This is a genomic window from Acinetobacter sp. YH12023 (assembly GCF_013420135.1).
Lineage (GTDB): Bacteria > Pseudomonadota > Gammaproteobacteria > Pseudomonadales > Moraxellaceae > Acinetobacter > Acinetobacter amyesii.
The window spans coordinates 22258-48373 of sequence record NZ_VOYU01000001.1 but is presented as its reverse complement, the minus strand read 5'-3'; the positions used below and the strand labels follow the sequence as shown (position 1 = coordinate 48373).

Sequence of the window (26116 nt, the reverse complement as noted above, 5' to 3'; positions counted from 1 at the left end):
GTTATGCCTCCGCAGCTAAACCGTATTCTTTGGCTTGCTCTATATTCACAGTCACTAATTTTGAAGTTCCTGGTTCTGGCATGGTCACACCAAGTAAGTCAGTTGCCATTGTCATAGCCAGTTTATTGTGTGTAATGTAGATAAATTGCACTTGTTCTGAAAGCTCTTTTACAAGATTACAAAATCTTCCTACATTTGCATCGTCTAAAGGTGCATCGACTTCGTCTAAAACGCAAAATGGTGCAGGATTTAGGCGGAAAATCGCAAAAACCAAAGCCAATGCGGTCAGTGCCTTTTCACCACCTGACAATAATGCCAAAGAGCTGTTTCGTTTACCCGGTGGTCGTGCCATCAGTTTTACACCCGATTGCCAACCATCTTCAAGACTTAAACTTGCTTCACCACCATTAAATACTTTCGGAAATAACGCTTGAAGTTCTGTATTGACCTTATCAAAAGTGGTCATAAACAGCTTCCGCGTTTCCTGATCAATGCTTTTCATCGCAGCTTGCAGTTGTTCAACGGTCTTTTGCAAGTCATCAATTTGGTGGCTTAAATCATCAAAGCGTTTAGAAACTTCAGTATATTCTTCTGCCGCAGCCAAGTTGACTGCACCCAATTTATCAAACTGCTGCTGTGCTTTTTCTAGTTTTTGCTGATGGGATACCACATCAATGCTTAAGCCCGTCAGCATTTCGCTGTTCATTTCTTTCAGCTGTTCAGAATAATGCTGTAAATCAGACTGCGCGGATTGCCAAGCCAGACGCTTTTCTTCCAATTGCGTACGCAATTTTTCATCTTGCTGTTGATGTGAATGGCGTTGTTCCGTCAATGTCTGTTGTTTGCTCTGAACATTATTGAGTTCAAGCTGCCAGTCATTCCAGGTTTTTTGTAAACGTTCAGTGACTTGAGCCTGCTCTGAATACTGTGACTCAAGCGCAGGCAATTCTAACTGTACCGGATCGACAAATTTCTTTGCCTGCTCCATCTGTCCAATAATTTGCTGAGTTTGCGCTTTCAAAAAGACCGTGTCTTTTTCTAATAATTCAATCTGTTGTTTTGTCTGTACAGACTGACGACGCACAATTTCCAATTCTTGCTGACTGTGTAATGCCACTTGCTGAGCACTTTCCAGTGCTAGACTCAACTCTTCAACTTGGAATTGCAAGGTTTTATAATTGGGCAAAGCTTGCTCAAGCTTCATCGTCAGCGCATGCAAATCAATTTCCAAATCGTCTTTTTGCATGGCATCTTCTTCAAGCTGTGCTTCAAGTTGCTGTAATTGATCTTCTAACTGCTGCTTTTGTAATGCAAAAGCCTGATTGGAACTTTGTACCTTCGCAATGGCAACATCAGCATTTTGAATGTCTTTTTGCCAATTTTTTAATTGGCTATGTTGCTGTTGCAGATTTTGCTGTAAAGCTTGTACGGCATTTTGCAACTCAGGCAATTGGCCTTCTAGTTGCGTTAGCTTTGGCTGCTGCTCTGCAAGTAATTCAGTCAATTCATCTAAGCGAATACGGTGGCTCAATGCACCTTGCCCTGCTTGGCTGTCCTCATCATAATCTAGACCAATCACCCAATCTGCACCGACATGATAACCATCGAGCGTGAGTATCGACTGACCAGCGGCCAGTTTAGCCTGATGACTCAATGCCATCGTCAATGTTTCGGCAATTGCGACCTGCTGCCAAATCGAAAGTTGTGGTGCTTCAATCCACTTCGCCAAAGCGTCTAATCCAACGATTTGTGCGGCTGTGTGATGACTGCCTTTGACCTGACGTGCAATACTATCTTGAAAATTATCACTGTTTCCTAAGACTTGGGCACTCAGCCATTTAGACAAAAATTTCTCAACCAGTTGTGCATGCTGTTTGCCTTGCGTGCTCAACTGCAACTGCTGCATTAAATGTTGACGCTGGCTTTGCTGCTTTGGACTGGCTTTAATCATCAATTGGTTTAGGTTTTTCTGCTCGGAAAACAGCACCTGTATTTCGGACTTTAACTGCAGCACCGTATTTTTGTGCTGTGCCTGCTGTTCTTCTGCAGCTGCAAGCTGTGTCTGCGTTTCAGCAATCAGCAGCTCTTGTTGCACAATTCGCTGTTCGAGCTGTTGCTTATCTTGCTGATACTGCTCCAACTCATCTTGTTGCGCCTGATGCTGAATTTGACCTCGTTGCTGTTGCAAAGTCTCACGCTGTTGCTCAATACGACCAATATTTTTGGTCAATTGTTCACTCTGCGCCAACATCTGTAGCTTTTGCTGTTGCTGCTTTTCGACTTGCCCACGGCATTGTTCAAATTGTTGAACCGCTTGTTGATGCTGAGCTTTCAAATCGGCTAATTGTTGAGTCTGATCTTGACTACTGCTTTCTTGGCGCTGTAATTGCTCAACAAATCCATCTTGTTGTTCTTGCAGCGTTTCCAGTTGTAACTCTAATAACTGTAAGCGTTCTTTGGTTTGAGCTTTTTGCTTTTCAAGCTCCACCAAACTTGCCGAATTTTGTGCAAATAACCCCTGCTTTTGCTCCAGCGTCATTTTCAACTCAGACAGTTTCTTTTCCGCCTGTTGCCATTCACTTTGTAAAGGCGTGGACTGTTGAATAAGCCGTTGAAATAAGGCACTGGTGGAAGATAGGTCATGCTCTAGGGTGTTCAGCTCAGAACGCACCAGTTTGAAGGTTTCCCCAAGCTCATTCATGTGCAGCGTGTATTCTTGCTGTAAACGCGTACTTTGTTCACATTGGAAAGACAGCACTTCGATCTTAATGGTACGAATTTGGGTTTCTAATTCTTTGTATTGCACTGCCGTTTCAGACTGACGTTTTAAGGTTTTCAGTTGAGACTTTAGTTCGGATGCAATGTCTTCGAGACGTTCTAAGTTTTGAGTGGTGTGTTCTAGATGCTGTAAAGTTTCACGACGACGGGCTTGATAGCGAGAAACCCCTGCGGCTTCTTCAATATACACACGCATTTCTTCAGGTTTGGCATCGACCAAACGGTTGATCATGCCCTGTTCAATAATCGCATACGAACGTGGACCTAAACCGGTACCTAAGAAAATATCGGTAATATCACGACGGCGGCATTTAGTGCCGTTGAGGAAATATTCAGATTTACCATCACGATTAACCTGACGGCGAACTGCAAGCTCAGTATAGGCATTATAAGCGCCACCTAACTTGCCATAGGTATTATCAAAACGCAGTTCAACACTCGCCATCCCGACTGGTTTACGCTTTGCCGTTCCGGTAAAAATAACATCTTGCATGGTGCCACCACGCAATTGGCGGGCACTGGATTCACCCATAACCCAACGAATGGCATCAATCACATTGGATTTACCACAGCCGTTCGGTCCAACAACCGCACTACGGTTGCCTTCAAATTTTAGAGTTGTGCTATCGGCAAAAGATTTGAAGCCGGAAAGTTTTAAACTGCTTAAACGCATAATGTCCTGATCAGCGGCGTGAACGTCTCGCCCACGCTAATTCGATTTGTTTCATCCGTGTTAGTGATTCCAACACAAGGTTGCGTAAGTGTCGACAAAAATCTTCCATAAATAAAGTGGCTTGATGTGATTTTCTGATTAAAACTGCATCAGTCACCAATTTAAACAAATCAAAAGATTCTTGTAGTTCACGTCGTGAAATATTCAGTGTCAGGAAATAACTGCGTCTGAGCGATGGCAACAATTCTTGGTAATAACGCATCAGGTAAGTATTTCCCACCATTTCATGCTGACGAGCCATGCCCTGAAAAATCAGATCATAAAACTTTTCAGTATTGCCTTGGCGAGTTTCCACGTCTAATTGTTCAAGTAATAACTGAATACGTTCAGCTTCATGGCTGCGCCACGTTTCCGCCATACGATGCACAATTTGACCCAACAATAATGCTGCAATATCAAATAATGATCGCACTTGTAAAGCTGACATTTCAGAGACTAAGGCGCCACGGCGTGGGTAGATTTCAATGAGCTGGGTCCGTTCTAAAATCAATAACGCTTCACGAACAGAGCCACGGCTCACATCCAATTCGGCCGCGATTCTGAGTTCCTGAATACGCTCGCCTTCGACCAACTCACCGCGAATAATTTGTTCACCGATGTGGTTGGCAATTTGTTCTGACAAACTGTCCGCTTCTTGTTGTTGCATACTGTTCCTATCTTTTTTTTATAAGATGCAATGTTCAGATTTACACTCAATCTATTTGCATTAGAAACGATAAGCAACCTAATTGAACATGACATTGTCTGACAATCTTGTGTCAACAAAGCCAATTTTGTCAGTCAAAACGGACAATCAAGCGCCAAAGGCTTGCACACCTTGGTAAATAAAATAGCAACCAACTGTTGTTAATAAACATGCAAAACAACGCTTTAGCATAAATGGCGACAACATATGAGCCACTTTCGCACCCAATTTCGCAGTGATGAAGCTCATTACACTAATCCCGATAAATGCATAAATATGGATATAACCAATGGTATTGGGAACCACGATATCGGCTTGATGACCAAACCACATAAAGCCGAGTGCCCCAGCAATTGCAATCGGTAAACCACATGCAGCAGAGGTTGCGACCGCTTTTTGCATAATGACGCCATTTTTATTCAAATACGGGACGGTTAAGCTGCCACCACCGATTCCAAAGATCGCAGAGGCAATCCCAATGCCGCCGCCGGCTGCCATTTGCATGGCTTGTGAGGGTAAATGTTTATTCGGATCAACCGGTGTCGCTGCACCGCGAAACATTTTAAAAGCCACCCAGACCGCAAAAAAGCCGATTAACAGTTGCAAGCCCTGCCCTGAGAGATAATCAGCAATGCCTGCACCGAGAAATGAACCGATCACCAAACCCGGTGCCAAATTTCGAAAGACATTCCACAGCACGGCACCTTTTTTATGATGTGCCGAAACCGAGCTAAGTGAGGTGACAATAATCGTGGCTAAAGATGTGCCCACCGCCATGTGCATTATCACACTGGGATCATACTGAAGTTGGGTAAAGACGATGAATAAAATCGGTACAATAATCAGGCCACCGCCAACACCAAATAGCCCCGCAGCAAAACCAGCGATTGCACCAATCAGTAAATATATGATTAACTCCATCAATATTATTCCACAACTCTCAGATTCAAATGGATTTAGAGACCAGACACTTACAGCAATTGCTGAGCACAGTACCTCAACCGCCTGAAGTTTTATTACTGAAGCCCATAACAACATCGACCAATGACGATGTCCATGAGATTGCCAAAAAAGGCATCCAACATGTATTGGTATGCAGTGAACAACAGACTCAAGGCCGTGGGCAACGCGATCATCAATGGGTCTCACCCGTTGGTAATATCTATTTAAGCACATTGCTGAATTTACAGACAGCGATAGATGGACGGCTTGCACTCGAAATAGCCTTAAATATCTTACAAATGCCAAGTTTGCAGAATCTCGCATTACAAGTGAAATGGCCCAATGACCTATATAGCCCACAAGGCAAATGGGGCGGGATTTTAATTGAACCGATTTCGCCACATCAAGCAATTGTCGGCGTTGGGATGAACTTATTTCCGATTCCATCCACAGGAATTGAGCAACGTGCAACGTCGTTATCTGAACTCGGACTTCACTCGCCAAACCGTTTACAGTTAATCGCTGAACTCTATGCCGCGATTCAACTTGCAGGTGAATGGTTCGATCATAACTGCTATAACCTCGCTGCAAGATTCAACCATTATGCTGCATTTATGCAACAGCCTGTTGAGCTTGAACACCTACAAGGCAAAAGCCAAGGCCGCTTTCTCGGTATTGAAAATGATGGTTCGATCAACATCCAAACTTCGCAGCGCTTAGAAAATCATTTCCAAGGTCGCTTACGTTTAGCAGATCAATCATAAACAGGATTGCAAAGGCCTACTGATGAAAAAATTATGGCTCGATGTCGGTAATACACGACTGAAATACTGGATTACCGAACACGATCAAATCATAGAGCATGCTGCGGAACTGCATTTACAGTCTCCAGCGGAACTTCTACTCGGTTTGATCCAGCACTTTAAAAGCTTGAATTTAGATCAGGTGGGTATTTCTTCAGTACTCGACAAAAAAAATAATGATCGGATTCAAAAAATTCTTAAATTTTTAGCCGTTCCTGTCACCATTGCCAAAGTTCATGCCGAATATGCGGGCTTGCGCTGTGCCTACGAAGATACCAGTAAATTCGGGATCGACCGTTGGCTGCAAATGCTGGCTGTGGTCAAAGACCCTACTCAAAAATACTGTGTGATTAGCTGTGGAACAGCACTCACCATTGACTTAACGGATGGATTACAACATTTAGGTGGCTATATTTTGCCAAATTTATATTTGCAACGTGATTCGCTCATCCAAAACACCAAAGGCATTAAAATTCCAGATGCCATCTTTGACGAGCTGTCTCCTGGTAAAAATACCATCGACGCTGTTCATCATGGCATATTGCTCAGTTTGGTCAGCACCATTGAAAAGGTGCTTGATAAATATCCCAGTCGCTTAATTTTAACTGGGGGCGATGCTGCGCTATTTGCACGCTATTTAGAACAATATCAGCCAGCTGTCGAAGCAGATTTGCTGCTTAGAGGCCTACAAAGTTATGTAAATGGCGTGTAATTTAGCCATTTATTTGATAGCAAACTGTAAAAGCGTGATGACCAATGGTGATCACGCTTTTTTATTGAGAGGCATTTCATATAAGCGTAGTTACAAATTGTATCGCGATTCATGACCTTTTTTCGTCCAAGGAATTACAATAGCCTGCGATGATCGACAGATACATCAGCAACTTTATAATTTAAAAATGTCTTTCAAGATAGAATATAAGACGAAGAGTATAGATATGAAATTTAAAAATTTACTGGGTTTAAGCCTGCTCGCCTCTACATTATTCTTCGGCGGTTGTACCACCACACAAAATTTAGCCAACTCTAAAATCCCTGCCGAAATCAAATCACAGCTCAGCACCTCTGAAGCAGTTTTGGGCTATTTTGGAGATGAAGATAATCCTGATTACTGCGGCTGCGTATCGTATATTGACTCAAGTTATTACATGACCCCAGTCCAAGACGGCTATTACCGTGTACTTTTAGGTCGTAATGCCACAGGTGATTTTTTAGTCCAAGATTTTTACCAAGAAACCAAAACCCCTCAATCCTCACCTGCTTGGGTCAAAGATCCGATGAAACTGTTTAGTTTCAGTGGCAGTGACATCGAAGGCCCAGTAACGCTTTATCGCAAAAATGGCAAAGTAGAATCTACCTTTGTGAACCAAGATGGCGTGAGCATCCACGGCGAAGAGTTTTATCCAACAGGACAACGTGGCGCAGCGTATAAAGTCGATGAAAATGGCAATGACGCTTATCGCTTATGGTATGCCTCAGGAAAAATTGCGGCTGAATATGTCGTCGATACCGATGGTGAATATGTTGGTGCCTATAAAGCATGGCAGGAAGATGGTCGTGAAGCCAATGACGACATTGACAACATTCGTGAACGTGTTGCTTTAGAACTCGACTGATCTATCAATAATTCGAACAAACAAAAAGGCGCAGATTGCGCCTTTTTTCTCTTCAATTGCATGATTGTAATCTCAGGCTTCACTAAATATCTTATCGACAAAACACGCGATCTATAAAACACGCGCTCAAAACCTACCTAAGCCGTTAAAATCGGCTCTAACACGTGCCACAGTTGTGGAATCTCAGAAAAGCCATCTTTTGCTGTGAAATGCCCTGCTTCTTTCACTTCATAAATTTGTGCATTTATAAAATTGCCCAATTGGATCGCAACCGGTGGCGGCACGATTGGATCATTGGATGAAATCAGACTGATACAAATCGGCATATAGGTCTGTAAAACACCGCTATCCATTTTTGCACGTTGAATAAATGCAGTTAATTCAGGCTGTGTCGGTAAACTACTTTTAAAACCTGACACAAAAACGCCCGCTTTAATCCGTGTGCCATGCTGTTCAAAATATTGATTGAGATAATGCAGCGTGGTTAAGCACCCCAAACCATGTGCAATCACGATGGTATTTCCATCCAAATCAGGCATTTGCAACGCTATAAATTTCTGCCAATGGTCAAAATCAGGTTGTGCCGCATTTGCCATCACGATGCGTCGAGAATAATGTCCAGCTTCTTGCAGCTTTCGTCCCAACCAAGGAAACCAATGATCATTCGGCGATGCATCATGACCATGAACAATATAGATCTTTTGGCTTTCTGGCGTATGCGGTGTATTCATGATTTGATTCTTATTTTAGGTGATTATTTTTAGTGAAGCTTTCAATTCGCAGTTCGGCAAATTTTCACCTCTGTTTTAAACCTGTCACCTACACGCTCTCAATGTCAATTTGGCATCTTTTTGTAATGATTTAGCTCAGTTCGGTATCTATCTGCTGGTATAGCAAGATTCCTTCATCCAGTACTTGCTATCAAATGCACTCGATCACTTTGCTTAAGCGCACAGTCTCGTCAAATTGCAGCCATAAAAAAAGGCGCTGAATGCGCCTTTTTTAAAATCCAAATTACTTCGGATCTTTACTGCCGAACAATGGACCCATGCCACCACCGCCAAATTGTTTTTGCATATTGCCCAATGATTTCATCATTTTTGCCATACCTGTTGGGTTGGCAAATTTCTTCATCATTTTCGCCATTTGCGCATGTTGCTTGATGAGTTTATTCACTTCCGCAACATCCATACCACAGCCTGCTGCAATACGTTTTTTACGGCTTGGATTCATCAAGTCTGGGTTACGACGTTCTTTAATGGTCATCGATTGAATAATCGCTTCCATTTTCTTCACTTGCTTTTCAGGATTTGCTTGTGCAATTGCATCTTGAATCCCTGAGTTGCTCATGCCTGGAAGTTTATCCAGAAAGCCCATCATGCCGCCCATTTTGTTCATTTGTTCAAACTGCATCAGCATATCTTCAAAGTTGAAGCTACCGCCTTTTTGCAGTTTTTTCGCCATTTTTTCGGCTTTTTCTTTGTCGATTTTACGTTCAACTTCTTCGACCAAAGAAAGTACGTCACCCATACCCAAAATACGCTGTGCGATACGTTCAGGATGGAATGGCTCTAGGGCATCGAGTTTTTCACCCATACCCAAGAATTTGATTGGCTTGCCAGTAATGGCACGAACAGAAAGTGCTGCACCACCACGTGCATCACCATCCGTTTTTGTCAGGATCACACCGGTTAAAGGCAAGGCATCATTAAAGGCTTTTGCCGTATTCGCCGCATCCTGACCGGTCATGGCATCAACCACGAACAATGTTTCAGTCGGCTTAATCGCTGCATGAAGCTCTTTAATTTCATCCATCATTTCGTCGTCTACATGTAAACGACCTGCTGTATCGACAATCAAGACATCAGCAAATTGAATTTTTGCTTGCTCAATCGCACGATTTGCGATGGTAATCGGTTTTTCGTCTGCGCTAGATTCAAAGAAAATCGCGCCAACTTCACCCGCAACTGTTTGTAGCTGTTTAATCGCTGCTGGACGATAAACGTCGGCAGACACCATTGCTACTTTTTTCTTTTGACGTTCTTGTAAGAAACGTGCAAGTTTTGCCGCAGTAGTTGTTTTACCCGCACCTTGCAAACCTGCAAGAAGCACAACAACTGGTGGTTTTGCCGCTAGGTCTAGGCTTTCATTCGCCTCACCCATCATTTTGGTCAATTCGTCATGAACGATTTTGACGAAAGCCTGCCCCGGTGATAACTGAGTCATCACTTCTTGGCCCAATGCTTCTTCCTTAACTTTCGCGATGAATTCACGAGTTACAGGTAACGCAACATCGGCTTCAAGAAGTGCCATACGTACTTCGCGTAACGTATCTTTAATATTGTCTTCGGTTAGCTGCCCTGAGCCAGTAACATTTCTTAAACTCTGCGTGAGTCGTTCTGTTAAGGTATCAAACATTGCAAAATCCGCTTAAAATAGCCATGAGCAAAAAATTGTTTCTTAAAATAGAAAATTTATGCATAGAATGCTATAGGATACTTTAGTTCTTGCAGAATTTATATAAATGAATATTCAACATCCTGAAAAAGGTTTGACATGATCAGTCTCCCCTTGGTTTACACGATCCTAGCATTAATCGCTTATACCACGTCTTTTTGGTATTTATTCAGCCATTTAATGTCTAAACGTGCGCCGAACCATTGGTTTATTGGTGTTGTACTTGGTTTAGGCATGTTATTGCATGCAGGTGTTTTATATAGCGACATGTTGACGCCTATGGGTGTGAACTATGACGTGTTCAACCTGATGTCATTTACTTCAGGTCTCATGCTATTACTCAGTGTGTTATTTAGTACCTATCGACCTGTGCTTGCAATGAACCTGTTGGGCATTCCTGTGGCAGCGACTGGGTTGATTTTAGGCTTCGCATTTAGTCGACAAAATCAATTTATAGAACAACATTCACTAGGTTTAGACATCCATATTATTTTGTCGCTTTCCGCGTATGCCGTCCTGCTGATGGCAACTATTCAAGCGGTTATTTTGCGTTTACAAGACCGTGAACTGAAAAACAAGCAGAAAAAACGTGTATGGGTGAGCCTGCTTCCATCCTTCCAAGCCATGGAATCTTTACTATTTGATTTATTGATTGCTGGATTTGCACTACTAACCGTGGCGCTTGGGTTTGGTTTCTTCACCATCGATAACTTCTTTGCACAGCATTTGGCGCATAAAACTGCCTTTAGCATCATTTCATGGTTCGTCTATGGTGCTTTACTCATTGGACACTATCGATTTGGCTGGCGTGGTCAAAAAGCTATTCGCTTTACCATTATTGGTTTTTGTCTCTTGGCAGTTGGCTTTATTGGATCTAAGTTTATTTTAGAAATGGTTTTGGGCCGCTAAGTCGACGATGAAACGATTTAATATTTTATCAAGAAGTAAGTTTTATCAAGAAGGGAGCTAAAGCTCTCTTTTTTATAGCTTGATTATTCACACAGAAATAACAGGCATAAAAAAAGCGCTATACAGCGCTTTTTTTTCATTACGTCTAAATTATAGAGCAACGATGTTTACAGCATTCGGGCCTTTTTGACCTTGAGCGATGCTGAAAGAAACCTTTTGGCCTTCTTGCAAAGTTTTGAAGCCAGAACCAGTGATTTCGCTGAAGTGAGCAAAAACGTCAGGACCGTTGTCTTGTGCAATAAAACCGAAACCTTTAGTTTCGTTGAACCATTTAACTGTACCAGTAACTGTATTAGACATAATAATACCTATTAATTTGTTGATTTAGCCATTGGATGATGACTGACTATAACTTGGAAAATAATAAAGAATTGAACTTCATTTCTGTAAAAAACGAAGGATTATGACTAACACTGCGATACTTAAAGAAAATTTACGAAACAATACTTTTTTTCTAGTTGCAGCCATCATACATGAAATCTTAAAAGATTCAAGCACAGTATATGTTGTTGATTCCATTAAAAAACAACAGTAAAAGCCATCTTCTTATTATTACTATCCATCTGTATTTACTCATTTTATTGTTTAAGTTTTATGTCAGTCAAGACTTTACGACTTTGGTCCTAATTTCACCAAATAGTTACATAAAATCTTGTGATTTCGTATTCCGCGTCACCAGAAGCACAAAACCTAGACATCCCTTTCAAAACCACGTATAACTCCGTTTTTCAATTTTTGGCTGTGTGACCGTGAAACTTGTTCTTGCGCCGATGGAAGGCTTAACCGACCCAATTATGCGAGATGTGTTAACGCATGTGGGGAGTTTTGACTGGTGTGTAACCGAGTTTATTCGTGTCACGGACTCTGTCCTGCCCGACCATATCTATCATAGCTATTGTCCTGAACTGAACAATGCAGGCAAAACTGCAGCAGGAACACCGGTTCATGTACAGTTCTTAGGTAACAATCCGACCATGCTCGCGGCAAATGCTGTACGCGCGGTAGAACTGGGTGCCCCTGCAATTGATATGAACTTTGGTTGCCCTGCAAAAACCGTCAACCGCCACCGTGGTGGTTCAGTTCTGCTGGATGAACCTGAAGTGGTGTATGAGTTAGTCAAAGCTGTGCGTGACGCTGTTCCGAGTCATATTCCTGTATCAGCAAAAATGCGTTTGGGTTATATGGATCGTAACTTCACTATGGAAAATGCGCATGCCATCGAAGATGCTGGAGCTACATGGGTTACAGTCCATGCGCGAACCAAAGCCGATGGTTATACCCCGCCTGCCTTTTGGGATCAGTTGCAGCCCATTCGTGAAGCATTGAAAATTAACGTGATTGCCAACGGTGAAATTTGGAATAATGCCGATGCCAAACAGTGCCAACTCGAATCCGGTTGTGAAGACCTAATGATTGGTCGTGCTGCAGTCACCACCCCTGACATTACACAGTGTATTCGTCGTAATACGGATGAACCGCTGATTACATGGCATGAACTGCTTGGCTTACAAATTCGTTTCTTAAATGGCTCGTATAAGAAAGAAATGAATATGGTCGGTCGTTATAAACAATGGCTCGGCATGATGTCGAAGCACTATCCAGAAGCCAAAGCCCTTTGGGATGAAGTAAAACGTGTCAAACCACTTGATGAAATCGTGGAAAAACTCAAAGCCGGTATGTAAGTTTTAAAACACATATCTCAGCGTAGTCGCAAAGCCTTTGAACACACCTACAGTGTTCAAAGGCTTTGTTGATTGGCAAACTCTAAAATTGCGTCGATCTCATCTGCCAAAAACTCTTTCGGATGTTCCGAAGTCGGGTTCATCACCAAGCTTGCGCCTTTGGTAATCGCAAATAATTTTTCAGCACTGATTATGACAAACTCTGCATCTGCGCCAACATCCTGTTGAAGCATCGCAAGACTCAGAAAAAATGGAATGGCTTGCTCGCCCTGCTCCGTTGCCATCAATTGAAAATGCAGATGCTGCTCATCATCACGCTCACCCAAACAATATACTTGGCTGGCTAAAAGTTGCTGATAAAAGTCTTGGTATTGCTCAGGATGATCTAAAGTCGATTCATAAAGATGTTGAAGCGTGTCTTTCATTGTTATTGTCCGTCTATTTTTATCATTCAGATACTGTTCACAATCTACAGCATACAGGAAGTTTATGAATTATGCCGTTGATTTAAATCTTCAACGTGCTGTCGATTTGTTTTCCACGACTTTTCTAAAATTTCTTTTTCTAAACGCAATTGTATTCGTTTAAGTTTCATTTCAGAGATCACGGGTTGCCGAAAAGTTTGAACATAGTCCACCCAAGCTGTACCCCGAAATACATTCGATGGCATCTCTGTTTTAAACACCGCTTCAGGCATAAAAACAATCACAGAATGCATATTGCCTTTATCCAGAATATCGCTCAACACCTGTTCTAACACTTTCATATGTTTATAATTTTGGTGAATCGGATTTTGAAATTTAAAACTTTTTTATAAATCTTTTGCGTCCATTGTTTTTGTCTCTCGCTCCCAAAAATCCAGCCCTTATAGTTTTTAGTTTCAATCACAAACACACCAAATGGGCTTAAAAGAAGATGATCAATTTGAGTGGTAGCTCCCTCGCCATCTGGTAAGGTCAAATCATTTAACAATATATAATGGTCTTTCAAATAAAGTTTGACATGAACGGCGACAGCAAACTCCCCCATTTTCCCCTTTAAATATGGTTTAAATGCTTTGATTGCCCCCACAATCAGTAACAATGGAATTAGCCACCACAACGTCGAAATGAGCGGTGCAAAAATTTGAGAAATATTCATTGATTTGATTCATTACTTTAAATTACTGATGTTACCCACATAAAAGTAATTTCGCATTTTTAAAATGATTTTTAAGCCTATTCGCCGGAGTCTTACATCTAGGGTTTAAATAAAGGGATTAGCCTTCGGCTGGAAGTACTTTTGTTTCGGCAAAAGTACCCAAAACCATTGTCATCCGCAAAACTCGTTCACCACCGTCAAATTATTCAAAGCATCGCAAAAACATTTTTGATTAGGCGGCATCCTGTCTCAAACACTTGCGGATGACGTTAACGCGTATCGTTCTTTCTTTGAAGCGAATTGTGCTTTGATGTTACTGTGTAACATCAATTAAATAAGTATATTTTATATTTTATTGTAATTTCTCAATTTTTAACAATATTTCTTTATTTTCTAGACCACCCGCAAAACCCACTAATTTTCCATTTGCGCCCACGACACGATGACAGGGTGCAATAATTGAAATTGGATTTTTACCGTTGGCTGCACCGACAGCACGTACGGCTTTGACATTGCCGATCTGCTCTGCAATTTGTTTATAGCTGCGAGTTTCACCAAAAGGAATCGTCAGTAAAGCTTGCCAAACTTGTTGCTGAAATGCGGTACCTTCAAAGTCTAGTGGCAAGTCAAATTGCTGTCTTTTACCTGCAAAATATTCATTTAATTGCTGTGCGGTTTTGAGCAAAATCGGGTGTTGCAGATCTTCAACCAAAGCCGCCAATCGCACACGATTAGGGTTTTCATTTTCCCAAAGAACAGCCACCAATGCGGTTTCATGTGCAACAAGTTTTAATTGTCCAACGGGTGAATCTAAAAACTGATAAGAAAGTTGCATGAGATACTCCAAGCTCAAAATCGCAGCACTTCATTATTCAGGAGGACGATAATTTCATCAAGACCAGTCCTGAAATAATCAGTACCGCAGCTAGCATGCGCATGGCATTTGCAGGCTCTCCCAATACAACGATGCCGAGGATAAATGAACCCACTGCGCCGATGCCGGTCCACACCGTATAGGCTGTACCTAGCGGTAAGGATTTCATTGCATAAGACAACAAAGCGAAACTTGCGATCATGAAAACAATGGTCAAAATACTGGGCGTCAGTTTGCTAAAGCCTTCAGAGACTTTCATACAATAGGCCCAAACCACCTCAAGCAATCCCGCTACAATTAATAAAACCCAAGCCATATTTTTACCCATAAAAAAAGCACAGGGGCCAATGACCGCTGTGCTTTAGAACATATTAACTTGAAGATAACTTCATCAAAATTAGACCTGAAATGATCAGTACCGCGGCTAACATCCGCATAGCTGTTGCAGGCTCACCGAGTATAAAAATACCCACGAGGAATGAGCCAATCGCGCCGATTCCAGTCCAAATGGTATAAGCCGTTCCTAGAGGCAACGTTTTCATGGCATAGGCCAATAAACCAAAGCTCAGGATCATAAAAAATAAAGTGACTAAACTTGGGCCAAGTTTTGTAAAGCCTTCTGAGAGCTTCATCGAATAGGCCCAAACGATTTCAAAAATACCAGCGAATACCAGAACAACCCAGGCCATGATGCCTTCCTCCATATTAGTAGAGTCAGGTCGTCCTGACGATTTTTCTTACTGGCTTTGAACAAAGATGTAAGGGAGGTCGTTCCTCCGAATCTTGTCTCAGTATAGCAAATTTGCTGAATTTTAGTGCAGTCTTTACATTTTTTGACCAAATTCAGGGCGTTATTCAGTTAATGAAAAAACTTGCACAGATGAATTGCGCCAAAACATGGCATGTCTGTTCAAAGGATAGATTCAGACATAAAAAAAGGCATCACCAAAACCTGTTGATGATGCCCTCTTTATTTGGTCTATTCGCCGATTAGAACTTCAGACGAAGACCAGCGCCATACCACCATTGCTTTTCACTTCCAGTTTCAGTTTGCCATGCCGTATGCTGATTTCCTTTTTCATAGCTGTAAGCGACATCAATAAAGGGCATCAATTTTTTATTGATTTCATAGCGTGTTTCTAGCCCGAGCCATACAGAACTGAGTCCTGTTTTTTGTGCATAGGCAGAGTCATCACTCAGCACCACATCTAGGTTTAGATAAGGTTTTAAAATCAATTTTTGCGTCAACAACAGATCACGTTCGGTTTCTAAAGAAAAACTGACCTGTTTATCTGCACCAAGATATAAATAAGCATCGGTTTCAAAGAAATACGGTGCCAGACCATGCAGACCCACCGCAGCATCTAACTGTTCTTTGTCCGTCACTTGATGTTCATCTACCCGATAACGTGCACCAATTTGCGCATCCCAAAAGTCGGAGATCATACGGCTATACATCACTTGAGCCGCATAATCAGCGTCTTGAGATTCTGCTTTATCGGCATGTAGTTTGATGAAGAGCTTATTTTCATCGGTCCCGATTCGACTCTCAATTTCGGTCTTTAAACTTCCTCGGCCATCGGCATTATAGAGCCATCGATTGTCTATCTCAGTCGCTTGATAAATCTGTCCACCATGTTCACGCTTATGATCAATGGGATGCTGCGCAGAAGTAGCACGTGAAGCAATAGATGATGCATTTGCATGTTCTGCATGTTCTGCATGTTCTGCATGTTCTGCATGTTCTGCATGTTCTGCATGTTCTGCATGTTCTGCATGTTCTGCATGTTCTGCAGTATGCTCTATCTGGCTCGATTCAATCCCTGTTTGCATCTCTTGATGCGACGAATCAAGTGAGGAATGCGACTCATGTTGAGCTGACATCGGCATGCTGTGATGTGCATCTTGCGCCATGGTCATTTGAGTGACCGATGCCAAAGCTAAACTTAGAACCGTATATGTGCATGGTTTAATGATGCGCATGAGACACCTCCTTTTGCGGTACAGATGCCGTTTTCGTATTCTCTGCGACATTTGCGACCACAAGTTTATTCATCATCCCTGCAGACATGTGATACAGCAAGTGACAATGAATCGCCCATTCCCCTAATTCATTGGCCGTTAACAGAGCCGTGACAGTTTTCCCCGGCGGCACAATCACCGTATGTTTATTTGGCATTTCAGAAGATACTTGCCCATTTTCCAATTGCATAAACATGCCATGTAAATGCATCGGATGCGCCATCATGCTGTCATTGACAAATTTCAGTCGGATTCTCTCACCATATTTCACCTTTAGTGGTTCAGCTTCACTGAATTTTTTGCCATTCATGGTCCACATATAGCGTTCCATCGTTCCTCCCAAATGAATGACCAAATCTTGCGTCGGTTCACGTGTATCAGGCTGCGGGGTTAACGCTTTTAGATCACTATATTGCAGTGCCTTATCACCCATAGGTGTTGATGCATTGGCCCAACCCATAACCGTTGCTGAATTTTCAACTGCCTGCTTCTCCTCTTTAGACTGTGCATGCTCCATCGCTGTATGCATATCATGTTTCATGGATGAGTTTATTGAGGAGTGGTTCATAGATGAATGATCCATCACACTATGATCCATATTGGCATGCGCTGAATCAGACATATTCTGTTTATGCATATCTGGATGCTGCATAGTAGTATGCGCAGTCACTGGAGAATGGTCCATGTCATGCCCCATTGCAGCATGATCATGTGCTTGATTCGGCTGAATCTTTGACGGATCGACAGTATGCATGTTGTGCTCATGAGCATTCACTTGCTGGATTGCTGAAGTTTGGGTTGAACCTGTAGCCATATGTCCCATATTGCTATGGTCCATACCTGACATTGAACCATGCCCCATATCTTCCATGGTCAGCAAAGCGGGTGGCCGTGCTTTTGGTATATGAATACCTGAGTGCTGAGGCTGCGTTTCATCATGTAAAGTGCCAATCGCAAATCCAGTCCGATCAATCGACTCAGCTTCAATCTGATAATGCGCAGATTTAGGCTCTACGATCACATCATAGGTTTCTGCAGCACCGATGCGGAATTCATCCACAGCGACCGGCTTGACCGCTTGACCGTCTGCACTGACCACCGTCATTTTGAGCTGAGGAATACGCACATCAAAAAACGACATGGCCGCAGCATTTACAAAACGAAGTCTAACTTTTTCGTTAGGCTTAAATAGACCTGTCCAGTTTTGTTCTGGAGTTTTACCATTCAATAAGAACGTATAACCCGTTACATCAGACAAATCCGTTTTCAGCATACGCATCTGATTCCACATCGAACGGTCTTGCCAAGTGTTTTTTAAACCTGTTCGTTGAATTTGCGTCCATACATCTGAAAACGTTTCACGCTGATTTTGATAGTATTCGGCAGACTTTTTCAGATTTGCCATAATCTGAGCGCTAGATGATTCATGAAAATCCGACAACATGACCACATAATCACGTTGAGTCTGTTCATGTGCGGCAAGTGCTTGTTTACCTTTCGGATAAATTACCAAAGCGCCATATAATCCGTCTTGTTCTTGGCCTTTGGAATGCGCGTGATACCAATAGGTTCCGCTTTGACGGACTTTAAATTTGTAAGTAAAGCTACCATCAGGCTGAATTTCATTAAAACCATTAAAACCGGGTACACCGTCCATTAAACCGGGCAGCAATAGACCATGCCAATGCACCGAGGTATTTTGTTTTTTGAGCAGATTATGTACATGGATGACCGCATCATCGCCTTCTTCAAAATCCAGTATAGGCGCTGGAAACTGACCATTGACACTGATTTTCTTGACCGCTTTACCAGTCAAATTGATGGTCTTTTCATCAATATTCAGATGATATTCTTTAATGGCTGCAAACGCCCACGTTGGAGACAGCAGACACACCCCGAGCACGAGGCATGATTTAGATAAATTAGACATGACTTAACCTTTATAAAATAACGAAAAAACGTATTTAATACTCAGGTTAAGCTTGCGGAGGTCTTAGAATTTCTTGCCAAAAGCCTTTTAAATGCTGTCCAGCAAAAATGAAACGAGGGGGTTCTGCATAGTGATGCACATGGAAGGTCTGCAATGCGACCAAGGCGCTATCGACATAAGAGGTACTGATTTGGCAATGTGCGAGTGTACAGTCCTGACAGTCTGTACTTTGTGTTGTTGAATGATGCACCTGACCATCTTGCAGTGCAGATGGCGAATCTAAAGATTGATGACAGTCCATCATTGAAATGACTTCAGGTGTCGTCTGCTTGCCATGATGTGCTGCATGCTCTGGAACAGCTTGCCGCTGATTTTGATGGCAATTTGCTATATTTGAATGTGAAGGATCAGTATGTGCTGCATGAACTGATGCCTGATGGGCATTCGCAGTCATCATTTGTTGATGTTGAAAATTTTGCTGTGCACTGACCACACTGCTCCACCCCATGACAAACGCCATGAGCCAAGCAAAGCCAAGATGCTTACGCAAAAAATTAAACAATTTAGTATCCTAATTCAACCCAATGATGCACTGTGACAATATATCCCTATTAACACATCTTTAGAAACATCACGCGATCGGCTCAGCCGAAATCCGCATGAAACACCATGAAGATATTATTTACGATTCAAATGCAATCACATGACATTTGTATCAACATGACATGCAGCTCGACCGATTTATCCATCATGAACGATACATTCAGAAATATCTAAAAGCATTATCCAGTGCGATCGATGATGTGTTTTGCCAGTCGCAGCGCATCTCAATAGTTGCTAACAGCATAATTAATTGTGCAGTTATTCACAACAGTTTTAAATTTATTGCGCTGTCATAAAAAATCAGCGCATATCTTCCAGTTAAAACATAAAAGTTATTTTTTAAACTGATTAATTATTTACCATAGATTAATAAACATACAGCATTTCAAACACTTTACTCCATAAAAAAAGGACTCAATTGAGTCCTTTTTATACTTAATACGTCTAATTATTAAACCATTGATGCACAATCGTTTATAATTTATCCAAGTTATCCATATAGTTATCTACACAGATATCCATACGGTTATCCATATAGTTATCCACAAGCGAGGAATAACTTATACCCAAAGGCTTAAGCCTCTTGAGCATGCACTTTTGCCAACTCTGAACGCATGTCATCAATCACAGCTTTATAATCAGGCTTACCAAAAATCGCTGAACCTGCAACAAACATGTCTGCACCGGCTTCAGCAATGTCACGAATATTGGCTGGAGTAACACCACCATCCACTTCTAAGCGAATATCACGACCTGAAGCATCAATAATTTTTCGTGCTTGACGCAGCTTTTCCAAAGTCATTGGAATGAACTTTTGACCGCCAAAACCAGGGTTCACACTCATCAACAAGACTTGGTCAACTTTATCTAAAACATAGTCTAAATAATGCAGAGGTGTCGCAGGGTTAAATACCAAGCCCGCTTGCGCACCACCAGATTTGATTAACTGTAAAGAGCGGTCAATATGGTCAGTCGCTTCTGGGTGGAAAGTGATGATATCTGCGCCAGCGTCTAAGAAATCACCAATCATACGGTCTACCGGCGAAACCATTAGATGCACATCAATTGGCGCCTTAATGCCGTATTTTTTCAATGCCTTACAAACGCCCGCACCAAAAGTTAAGTTCGGTACATAATGATTATCCATGACATCGAAATGAACAACATCTGCACCGGCTTCTAGAACGTTTTCAACTTCTTCACCTAAGCGCGCAAAGTCTGCTGACAAAATTGAAGGTGCGATTAAGAATGGCTTGGACATGAAAAAACCTAGCTTTGAAAAGGGAGTGATTGACGCATTATAGCAAATTGTCCCCCTATTCGCTGCCCACGCCCTCAGTCGTTTTTTCGATACTGATGATTGAGATCTCTATAATAAAAAACCTAGGATGAACTGATGTTACGCAGTAATATCAGAAGCGTAATTGGTTCAAATAAAAGAAAGATACGCGGTAACGTCATCCGCATTTGTTTGAGACAGCACGACTTCTCATCAAAAATGTTTTTGCAATACTTTAAATTAATAGACGCTAGAGAGCGAGTTTTGTGGTGAGGAGCATTGCTCTGCAAGATGGTTTCCTTGCGAAGCTTCGCTGCTCATTTTGCCTAATGAGAAACATCGTTTCGTAAGAGTACCTCCAGCCGAAGGCTAATCCCTTTATTTAAGCCCTAGATGTAAAACTCCGACGAATTGACTTAAATATCATTTAAAAAATGCAAAATTATTTTTTGCGTGCGTAACATCAGTGATTAATATGGATAAAGATCTCAGGGATAGAAACACAGCGTTGCATATTTAGACTTAACGAGCATCTATGTACTTTGCTAAGTTAAAGGACTGACGGCTTAATAATAAAATTGCATTTATGAAAAGTTCAACACAAATCACCACCGCCCAAGCAGCACGTGTTGCTAAGCGCTTAGTCAATCATTGGAAACATAAATTTGAAGTCAATGAACAGCTCATTGGAGAAAATACTGCATTCAAGATTCAACTGCCCTCTGCAGAGGTCAGTCTTTTACCACAAGTTGCATTTTTAGATGTGGTGATTTCAGCCCAAGATCCAAGTGCAAATCTAGATCAATTGGAACATGTGGTTTTAGATCATTTGATCCGCATGGGGCAAGAAGAACTCAGTGCAACATGGCAACGTGAACCGTAGTCTACGTCGCCATATTGTTAAAGCCTTTTACTCAATGCTGATGTGATTGATAATTTCTAACTGCATCAATACGGGCTTTCGTCGCTGGGTGTGACTCAAAGAAATCTGTCCATGATCTCTGATTTTTGGCAGTTCCATCTTTGGCATCTTTCTCTTTTGTTGTTTCACCATCAGCTTCATCTTCCATACGTTGTAAGAAGTTTGCAAAATGTGCCGTTGGAATTTGATGTTTTGAAAGTTGTTTTAAGGCATATAAATCTGCTTCAGATTCAAAGTCTCGTGAGTAGCTCGCACCCACCGCAGCTACCGGTAAACTGGTAAGAATGTCAGAGCCATCCCCTGTGATCATCAACAAAATAATACTGATGCCTAAACCTGACAAACTTTGCTGCAAACTATGGCGTTGAACTAAATGCCCCTGCTCATGTGCAAGTACACCAATTAACTCATAATCATTTTTCGCTAATTTAACCAACTCATCTGTCACGATAATGGTGTTATTGGGTATCGCCAATGCATTTGCACCGATGCTGCCACCACCGCGGAATAACAACTTCGCAGGACGATTTTCAGCCACCAATTGTTGATATTCTTGCTTCAACTTGTCTTGACGTGCTTGTGGCAATTTTGTGGGTTCAGTCATATCGATAATATATTTTTCCGCCTGATCCCCCCAACTCTTTAACGCTGTCTCAGGAAGTTGATTAGCCACCACATGTGACGCTGCTGGTATGCCCCATTTAATTAATACAAAAGCAAAAGCCACCACGAAAATCACACTAAAAATGATTAGAGAAGGTGAACGCTCTAACTTCCAAATCGAATGCCAACGCGACTTTACGTCGAGATTGAACCACTCTGGCAAAGGTTGATGAAACTCTAAACGAGCATCGTCCTTTAACTCAATCACTGGCTGAATATCACCCAAAGCACCGATCAGCGTCATATCTTGATAGGTGTAATGCTGTGTTTGCTCTAGGTCTTGACCATAACGCACAATCACAGCATGTTCCCCATCTGCGCTGATTTGAGCAACAAAGGGTTTTGACACTTTCCCATCATAATAGGTTGCATTCACTACTGATGTTTTCATGTAATTCACCTGCGTTATAAGGAAATATCTAGGTCAAAAATATCGGATAATTCTTCAGCAATCGCATTGTGATCTTGCTGCATTTGATTTTGTAATTGGTCAGGATCATCGACCAACATTAAGTGCAAAGATTCAGTCTGATATTTATATAGTCGTACAACTGCCCATGGTGTCAGTAAACCGAGACTAACCATTTTAGCCAACCAATTGCTCAAGACAATCCATGCATAGCGCCATTGATTACAGTCCGTATGAAACTGACTGCGGCTCAACGTAGTGTTATTCCATGTGGTAATAAAAATACGTGCAGCTGTGAGTGGCCAAATAAACATATAGCCAATCAAATACATACCAAAAATAATGAAGACATAAGATGCGTCATTTAAACCATCTGAACTACCAAACAATATCGCAAAGATCACTGCCAGCAATGCACCAAAGCCCATAAACAGAAATAAAGGCACATACATGGCACGCATATAATCGCCCCAAGTATTATTCAGATTAAATTTTAACTGACCCAGATACAAATGATTCAGACATTCACGTTTATATAGCCAGACCGCAACTGGTGTAAACAACCCGAGGGTAAAAACAACGACCGCAAGACATTTAACAAAGCACCAATACGCGCTTTTATTCGTCCCAGAAAAAAAGAATCGGCTATTACTAAACTTACTGTTACGGGCACGGAAACGAATCGTAGATCGTATGAGCCAAGGAACCGCGAAAAAGATCAGGACAAAGCCCGCTAAGAAAGCTTCCCAAGAATATTTTGCAGCAAAAGAGAAACCACCATAGACCACTAACGCAATGATTCGTCCAACTAAAATTTTTGTAGGCAAACCAGTAAAGTCAAACCGACGCTGAAACACCCAAGTATTACCGTAAAAATAACGTAAACGGCGGACTTTTGCCCAAGGCGCATAAAGTCCAAGCGTGACAATGGTCAGTAAGATATTCACGATCCAAATACCGAAATATTCAGATGCATTACCTTTAAATCTAAAATGATAATTTCGTCCCAAAACATCAGCCTGTTCTGTCTCACCAAATAGACTCGGTGGATTCATCACGGGCAGCTCTGGCGGAAGCGGCGTTTCCATTTGTGAATTTTGCATAAGTACCCTAAATTATTTTTTTTGGTATGTCGAATTTATTCATCTGCATGGTAATGCTCATCACCATGCTTTATTTATACGTATATTAAAGCAAGTTATGCCTCAATATTTTTAACCACTGGCTTTAGAATTAATGAACCGCTGTTTGCAATTGGACAGCGTGAAATTGCAAATGATCGTCCATAAAACTTTGAATAAAATAATACCCATGATCATAACCAACATGTTCACGCAGTTCGAGTGGCTGCCCAACTTGCTCACACGCTTGCTGAAACAACATCGGATTTAACTGGCTATAAAATTGATCATCAATGCCTTGGTCAATCAAAATGGCTTTAAACAAAGCCCCTTTTGTTTGCACTAAAGCTGTTGCATCATGCTGAAGCCACTGCTGACGATCTGAACCTAGATATTGACTAAAGGCTTTTTCACCCCATGGACACTGACTCGGCGCACAAATCGGTGCAAAAGCAGAAACCGATTTAAACAGGTCCGGATGCTTCAACGCTAGAGTTAGTGCACCATGACCGCCCATACTATGTCCGAATATGCCAATCGCACCTTTTTGTACCGGAAATTCAGCCTGTACCAGCGAATACAATTCTTCAGCGATAAAACGTTCCATTTGATAATGCTCGGCCCACGGTTGTTCCGTTGCATTAATATAAAAACCTGCGCCTTGCCCAATATCCCAATGATCGCCTTGCGCTACCTGTTCCCCACGTGGAGAAGTATCAGGGCTGATTAAAATCAGGCCGAGCTGCGCAGCTAAACGCTGTGCATGCGCTTTAATGGCAAAGGTTTCTTCTGTACAGGTTAATCCCGCCAAATAAAACAATGCAGGACACGCTTGGCCTTGTAAGGCTGCTTCTGGCAGAAAAATACCAAACTTTGTTGGGGTTTTTAGACTTGAAGAATCCAATTGATAAATGCGCTGCTCACCCGCAAAACAGGTATTTCGTTGTACTAATTCCATGATCTTTATCCTAAACTTTTTTGATCTTTTAAGGCGTAACCGTCGTAGCCGGTGCAGTAGTCGTCGGCGGGAACAATCGTTGTTCTAATTGAGGCAACATTAATGCCATGTTTTTCCCCATCGACCACTGTGGTTCAGAAGGTTCGAAACCTTGCGCTGCTTCCCATTTCGCTACAGTCGCTTTGGTTTCATTAAATGCCGCTTGAATACTGGTCTGCTCACGCATCGCCTGATCAAAGAAAGCACGACCAAAATAGGTGTATTCAGCTTCATTCGAACAGCCAAAAGACTGTCGATCAGCTGCCGATGCAGTAATGATTAAAGTATTATCATTTTGCAGTGCTGGAATAAAACTGCCTGAATAACATGAAGAAATCACAATTACACGCCAACGAATTCCGGATGCATCCAAGGCTTCTTTTAACCATTTAGGATCGACTTGCGCCAAATCTAAAGGTGCATTTTCCATTTCAAAGACATTCGGTAAACCATGGGAGGTCATATATAAAAATAAGACATCACTTTCTCGATTCATCTGCTGACCAATACGACGCAGTGCCAACTCCATACTGGTTTTAGATGCCAGCGGAATTTCAGTGCGCGTTGCAGGGTTATTGATCAGCTCAACCGAACGCCCATAGGTGCCAAAACGTGTATCAAACTGTTCTTTAATCCGTTCAATTTCCAGTTTAAAGACATCTTGATAACTCGCACCTGCCACCCCTAAGAAGTACCAATGGGATTGGGCAAATTCACCATATTCCACTGCATCCAAGGATTTATTGAGTAAACGGCTTTGTGCATAAAATGCATCTTCAGCAAAGCTTGGAGGAACTTCTTCTACTTTCCAAATCGGCTGATCTTTGACTGAGACTTGCCACACGACCAAAGTAAATAGCGTCGCACCCATAATCAGTGCACGCTCCCACCATGGCCATTTCAGCTCACGTGAAAACACCCAAACGACAGCCAAACTTTGCCAAACAAATAGAATAATGAATAACGTTGGAATGTAGTCATACAGAAAGTATGGGAGAAAATCGAGATCTCCCAAATATTGAATCAAACATTGAAACAACATGATGTGCGTATCAAGCACCAACCAAAGCAATGCAGGGACCAACATTAACCGTGGATTATTTACACGTTGTGATAGGAAAATCCCCACAATTAAAGCAATAAATGGCCACAATGCATAACTTATAAGACCTTGAGCGTTAAATTCACCAATACGCCCCGTGCTGAGCCAACTAAATAAACTATTGGCACAACCACCTAAAATCCCCCAAAACACCAATTGTAAAATCGATGGACGAACGATTTGTAAAGAACGACGAGACCCAAAAAATAACCACATCCCCGCAGTTTGGTTGCTTTTAAAATCATGCCAAAAATTGATGGAGGGTTTGAAATCAATCATAAAGTTCTAATGGTGGCCTTGGCTCGCTTAATTGCACAAATAATTTTATGCCTGATGTCGTTTTTAGCAATGCTATTTTTTAACTATATAACAAATCTTTGAACAATATT

General features: G+C 41.8%; 24 protein-coding genes and 1 pseudogene. 6 read left to right on the top strand and 19 right to left on the bottom strand.

Features of this window, described 5'->3' with window-relative positions; genetic code table 11:
- Position 1: 1 nt before the first annotated feature.
- From smc to FTT92_RS00225, 3 genes are all read right to left on the bottom strand, one after another.
- Complete coding sequence (gene smc, locus FTT92_RS00235) at positions 2–3451, bottom strand: chromosome segregation protein SMC (protein ID WP_180171151.1); 3450 nt, start codon at positions 3449–3451, stop codon at positions 2–4.
- Positions 3452–3461: 10 nt separating this feature from the next.
- Positions 3462–4157, bottom strand: coding sequence for a GntR family transcriptional regulator (locus tag FTT92_RS00230; protein WP_180171150.1), 696 nt, complete (start codon positions 4155–4157; stop codon positions 3462–3464).
- A 147-nt stretch (positions 4158–4304) separates the two neighbouring features.
- A complete protein-coding gene (locus FTT92_RS00225) occupies positions 4305–5117 on the bottom strand; it encodes a sulfite exporter TauE/SafE family protein (protein WP_180008514.1) in 813 nt (270 codons plus the stop codon).
- A 29-nt stretch (positions 5118–5146) separates the two neighbouring features.
- Between FTT92_RS00225 and FTT92_RS00220 the strand changes: the two genes are divergently transcribed.
- The 3 genes from FTT92_RS00220 (at position 5147) to FTT92_RS00210 (ending at position 7557) form a co-directional block, all read left to right on the top strand.
- A complete protein-coding gene (locus tag FTT92_RS00220) occupies positions 5147–5902 on the top strand; it encodes a biotin--[acetyl-CoA-carboxylase] ligase (protein WP_180171149.1) in 756 nt (251 codons plus the stop codon).
- Between the two features lie 22 nt (positions 5903–5924).
- Complete coding sequence (locus FTT92_RS00215; protein ID WP_180171148.1) at positions 5925–6653, top strand: type III pantothenate kinase; 729 nt, start codon at positions 5925–5927, stop codon at positions 6651–6653.
- A gap of 226 nt (positions 6654–6879) precedes the next feature.
- Complete coding sequence (locus FTT92_RS00210) at positions 6880–7557, top strand: hypothetical protein (protein ID WP_180171147.1); 678 nt, start codon at positions 6880–6882, stop codon at positions 7555–7557.
- Positions 7558–7694: 137 nt separating this feature from the next.
- On the opposite strand, the gene FTT92_RS00205 is transcribed toward FTT92_RS00210, so the two are convergent.
- Entirely contained in the window at positions 7695–8288 is a 594-nt protein-coding gene (locus FTT92_RS00205) for an alpha/beta hydrolase (protein WP_180171146.1), read from the bottom strand.
- 283 nt (positions 8289–8571) lie between these two features.
- Entirely contained in the window at positions 8572–9975 is a 1404-nt protein-coding gene (gene ffh / locus FTT92_RS00200; RefSeq protein WP_078191163.1) for a signal recognition particle protein, read from the bottom strand.
- Between the two features lie 138 nt (positions 9976–10113).
- Here ffh and FTT92_RS00195 point away from each other — a divergent pair, with 138 nt between their 5' ends.
- Positions 10114–10923, top strand: a complete 810-nt coding sequence (locus FTT92_RS00195) for an inner membrane protein YpjD (protein ID WP_180171145.1) — start codon at positions 10114–10116, stop codon at positions 10921–10923.
- Between the two features lie 150 nt (positions 10924–11073).
- On the opposite strand, the gene FTT92_RS00190 is transcribed toward FTT92_RS00195, so the two are convergent.
- Complete coding sequence (locus tag FTT92_RS00190; protein WP_067761877.1) at positions 11074–11283, bottom strand: cold-shock protein; 210 nt, start codon at positions 11281–11283, stop codon at positions 11074–11076.
- A gap of 449 nt (positions 11284–11732) precedes the next feature.
- On the opposite strand from FTT92_RS00190, the gene FTT92_RS00185 reads away from it, so the two are divergent.
- Positions 11733–12665 (top strand): tRNA-dihydrouridine synthase, encoded by a 933-nt coding sequence (locus FTT92_RS00185; RefSeq protein ID WP_180171144.1) that lies wholly within the window; start codon positions 11733–11735, stop codon positions 12663–12665.
- A gap of 56 nt (positions 12666–12721) precedes the next feature.
- Here the strand turns inward: FTT92_RS00185 and FTT92_RS00180 are convergent, their stop codons facing one another.
- The 9 genes and pseudogenes from FTT92_RS00180 to rpe all read right to left on the bottom strand — a co-directional run bounded on the left by FTT92_RS00180 (position 12722) and on the right by rpe (position 20495).
- Positions 12722–13090, bottom strand: a complete 369-nt coding sequence (locus FTT92_RS00180; protein ID WP_180171143.1) for an SseB family protein — start codon at positions 13088–13090, stop codon at positions 12722–12724.
- A gap of 62 nt (positions 13091–13152) precedes the next feature.
- Positions 13153–13805: pseudogene (locus FTT92_RS00175) on the bottom strand (nuclease-related domain-containing protein).
- A gap of 352 nt (positions 13806–14157) precedes the next feature.
- Complete coding sequence (locus FTT92_RS00170) at positions 14158–14640, bottom strand: methylated-DNA--[protein]-cysteine S-methyltransferase (RefSeq protein WP_168378519.1); 483 nt, start codon at positions 14638–14640, stop codon at positions 14158–14160.
- Between the two features lie 37 nt (positions 14641–14677).
- Complete coding sequence (gene sugE / locus FTT92_RS00165; RefSeq protein WP_078191206.1) at positions 14678–14995, bottom strand: quaternary ammonium compound efflux SMR transporter SugE; 318 nt, start codon at positions 14993–14995, stop codon at positions 14678–14680.
- A 55-nt stretch (positions 14996–15050) separates the two neighbouring features.
- Complete coding sequence (locus FTT92_RS00160; RefSeq protein ID WP_078191168.1) at positions 15051–15368, bottom strand: multidrug efflux SMR transporter; 318 nt, start codon at positions 15366–15368, stop codon at positions 15051–15053.
- Between the two features lie 301 nt (positions 15369–15669).
- Complete coding sequence (locus tag FTT92_RS00155; protein WP_180171142.1) at positions 15670–16662, bottom strand: copper resistance protein B; 993 nt, start codon at positions 16660–16662, stop codon at positions 15670–15672.
- Entirely contained in the window at positions 16649–18631 is a 1983-nt protein-coding gene (locus FTT92_RS00150) for a multicopper oxidase domain-containing protein (protein WP_180171141.1), read from the bottom strand. The genes FTT92_RS00155 and FTT92_RS00150 overlap by 14 nt, the downstream gene beginning before the upstream one ends.
- Before the next feature lie 46 nt (positions 18632–18677).
- Positions 18678–19193 (bottom strand): hypothetical protein, encoded by a 516-nt coding sequence (locus FTT92_RS00145; protein WP_180078278.1) that lies wholly within the window; start codon positions 19191–19193, stop codon positions 18678–18680.
- A gap of 615 nt (positions 19194–19808) precedes the next feature.
- Positions 19809–20495 (bottom strand): ribulose-phosphate 3-epimerase, encoded by a 687-nt coding sequence (rpe, locus tag FTT92_RS00140; RefSeq protein ID WP_168378513.1) that lies wholly within the window; start codon positions 20493–20495, stop codon positions 19809–19811.
- Positions 20496–21099: 604 nt separating this feature from the next.
- Here rpe and FTT92_RS00135 point away from each other — a divergent pair.
- Positions 21100–21396, top strand: a complete 297-nt coding sequence (locus tag FTT92_RS00135) for a DUF2218 domain-containing protein (protein ID WP_180109462.1) — start codon at positions 21100–21102, stop codon at positions 21394–21396.
- Between the two features lie 31 nt (positions 21397–21427).
- Here the strand turns inward: FTT92_RS00135 and FTT92_RS00130 are convergent, their stop codons facing one another.
- The 4 genes from FTT92_RS00130 to FTT92_RS00115 all read right to left on the bottom strand — a co-directional run bounded on the left by FTT92_RS00130 (position 21428) and on the right by FTT92_RS00115 (position 26006).
- Positions 21428–22489 (bottom strand): M48 family metallopeptidase, encoded by a 1062-nt coding sequence (locus tag FTT92_RS00130; protein ID WP_180171140.1) that lies wholly within the window; start codon positions 22487–22489, stop codon positions 21428–21430.
- 14 nt (positions 22490–22503) lie between these two features.
- Positions 22504–23610: a YjgN family protein gene (locus FTT92_RS00125; protein ID WP_180171139.1), complete on the bottom strand. Its 1107-nt coding sequence runs from the start codon at positions 23608–23610 to the stop codon at positions 22504–22506.
- Between the two features lie 130 nt (positions 23611–23740).
- The gene (gene fghA, locus FTT92_RS00120) at positions 23741–24586 is read right to left on the bottom strand and encodes an S-formylglutathione hydrolase (protein ID WP_180171138.1); all 846 of its coding nucleotides are present in this window, start codon (positions 24584–24586) and stop codon (positions 23741–23743) included.
- A 28-nt stretch (positions 24587–24614) separates the two neighbouring features.
- Positions 24615–26006, bottom strand: coding sequence for a C13 family peptidase (locus FTT92_RS00115; RefSeq protein WP_180021433.1), 1392 nt, complete (start codon positions 26004–26006; stop codon positions 24615–24617).
- Between the last annotated feature and the right edge of the window lie 110 nt (positions 26007–26116).

Excerpts from the sequence above, each read along its gene's own strand:
- FTT92_RS00210 (WP_180171147.1), top strand. The coding sequence starts at position 6,880 with ATGAAATTTAAAAATTTACTGGGTTTAAGCCTGCTCGCCTCTACATTA.
- smc (WP_180171151.1), bottom strand. The coding sequence starts at position 3,451 with ATGCGTTTAAGCAGTTTAAAACTTTCCGGCTTCAAATCTTTTGCCGAT.
- FTT92_RS00215 (WP_180171148.1), top strand. The coding sequence starts at position 5,925 with ATGAAAAAATTATGGCTCGATGTCGGTAATACACGACTGAAATACTGG.
- FTT92_RS00225 (WP_180008514.1), bottom strand. The coding sequence starts at position 5,117 with ATGGAGTTAATCATATATTTACTGATTGGTGCAATCGCTGGTTTTGCT.
- FTT92_RS00220 (WP_180171149.1), top strand. The coding sequence starts at position 5,147 with ATGGATTTAGAGACCAGACACTTACAGCAATTGCTGAGCACAGTACCT.
- sugE (WP_078191206.1), bottom strand. The coding sequence starts at position 14,995 with ATGGCTTGGGTTTTATTAATTGTAGCGGGATTGCTTGAGGTGGTTTGG.
- FTT92_RS00160 (WP_078191168.1), bottom strand. The coding sequence starts at position 15,368 with ATGGCCTGGGTTGTTCTGGTATTCGCTGGTATTTTTGAAATCGTTTGG.
- FTT92_RS00150 (WP_180171141.1), bottom strand. The coding sequence starts at position 18,631 with ATGTCTAATTTATCTAAATCATGCCTCGTGCTCGGGGTGTGTCTGCTG.
- FTT92_RS00135 (WP_180109462.1), top strand. The coding sequence starts at position 21,100 with ATGAAAAGTTCAACACAAATCACCACCGCCCAAGCAGCACGTGTTGCT.
- ffh (WP_078191163.1), bottom strand. The coding sequence starts at position 9,975 with ATGTTTGATACCTTAACAGAACGACTCACGCAGAGTTTAAGAAATGTT.
- FTT92_RS00115 (WP_180021433.1), bottom strand. The coding sequence starts at position 26,006 with ATGATTGATTTCAAACCCTCCATCAATTTTTGGCATGATTTTAAAAGC.
- FTT92_RS00230 (WP_180171150.1), bottom strand. The coding sequence starts at position 4,157 with ATGCAACAACAAGAAGCGGACAGTTTGTCAGAACAAATTGCCAACCAC.
- fghA (WP_180171138.1), bottom strand. The coding sequence starts at position 24,586 with ATGGAATTAGTACAACGAAATACCTGTTTTGCGGGTGAGCAGCGCATT.
- FTT92_RS00180 (WP_180171143.1), bottom strand. The coding sequence starts at position 13,090 with ATGAAAGACACGCTTCAACATCTTTATGAATCGACTTTAGATCATCCT.
- FTT92_RS00170 (WP_168378519.1), bottom strand. The coding sequence starts at position 14,640 with ATGCAACTTTCTTATCAGTTTTTAGATTCACCCGTTGGACAATTAAAA.
- FTT92_RS00195 (WP_180171145.1), top strand. The coding sequence starts at position 10,114 with ATGATCAGTCTCCCCTTGGTTTACACGATCCTAGCATTAATCGCTTAT.
- FTT92_RS00125 (WP_180171139.1), bottom strand. The coding sequence starts at position 23,610 with ATGCAAAATTCACAAATGGAAACGCCGCTTCCGCCAGAGCTGCCCGTG.
- FTT92_RS00130 (WP_180171140.1), bottom strand. The coding sequence starts at position 22,489 with ATGAAAACATCAGTAGTGAATGCAACCTATTATGATGGGAAAGTGTCA.
- FTT92_RS00155 (WP_180171142.1), bottom strand. The coding sequence starts at position 16,662 with ATGCGCATCATTAAACCATGCACATATACGGTTCTAAGTTTAGCTTTG.
- FTT92_RS00205 (WP_180171146.1), bottom strand. The coding sequence starts at position 8,288 with ATGAATACACCGCATACGCCAGAAAGCCAAAAGATCTATATTGTTCAT.
- rpe (WP_168378513.1), bottom strand. The coding sequence starts at position 20,495 with ATGTCCAAGCCATTCTTAATCGCACCTTCAATTTTGTCAGCAGACTTT.
- FTT92_RS00190 (WP_067761877.1), bottom strand. The coding sequence starts at position 11,283 with ATGTCTAATACAGTTACTGGTACAGTTAAATGGTTCAACGAAACTAAA.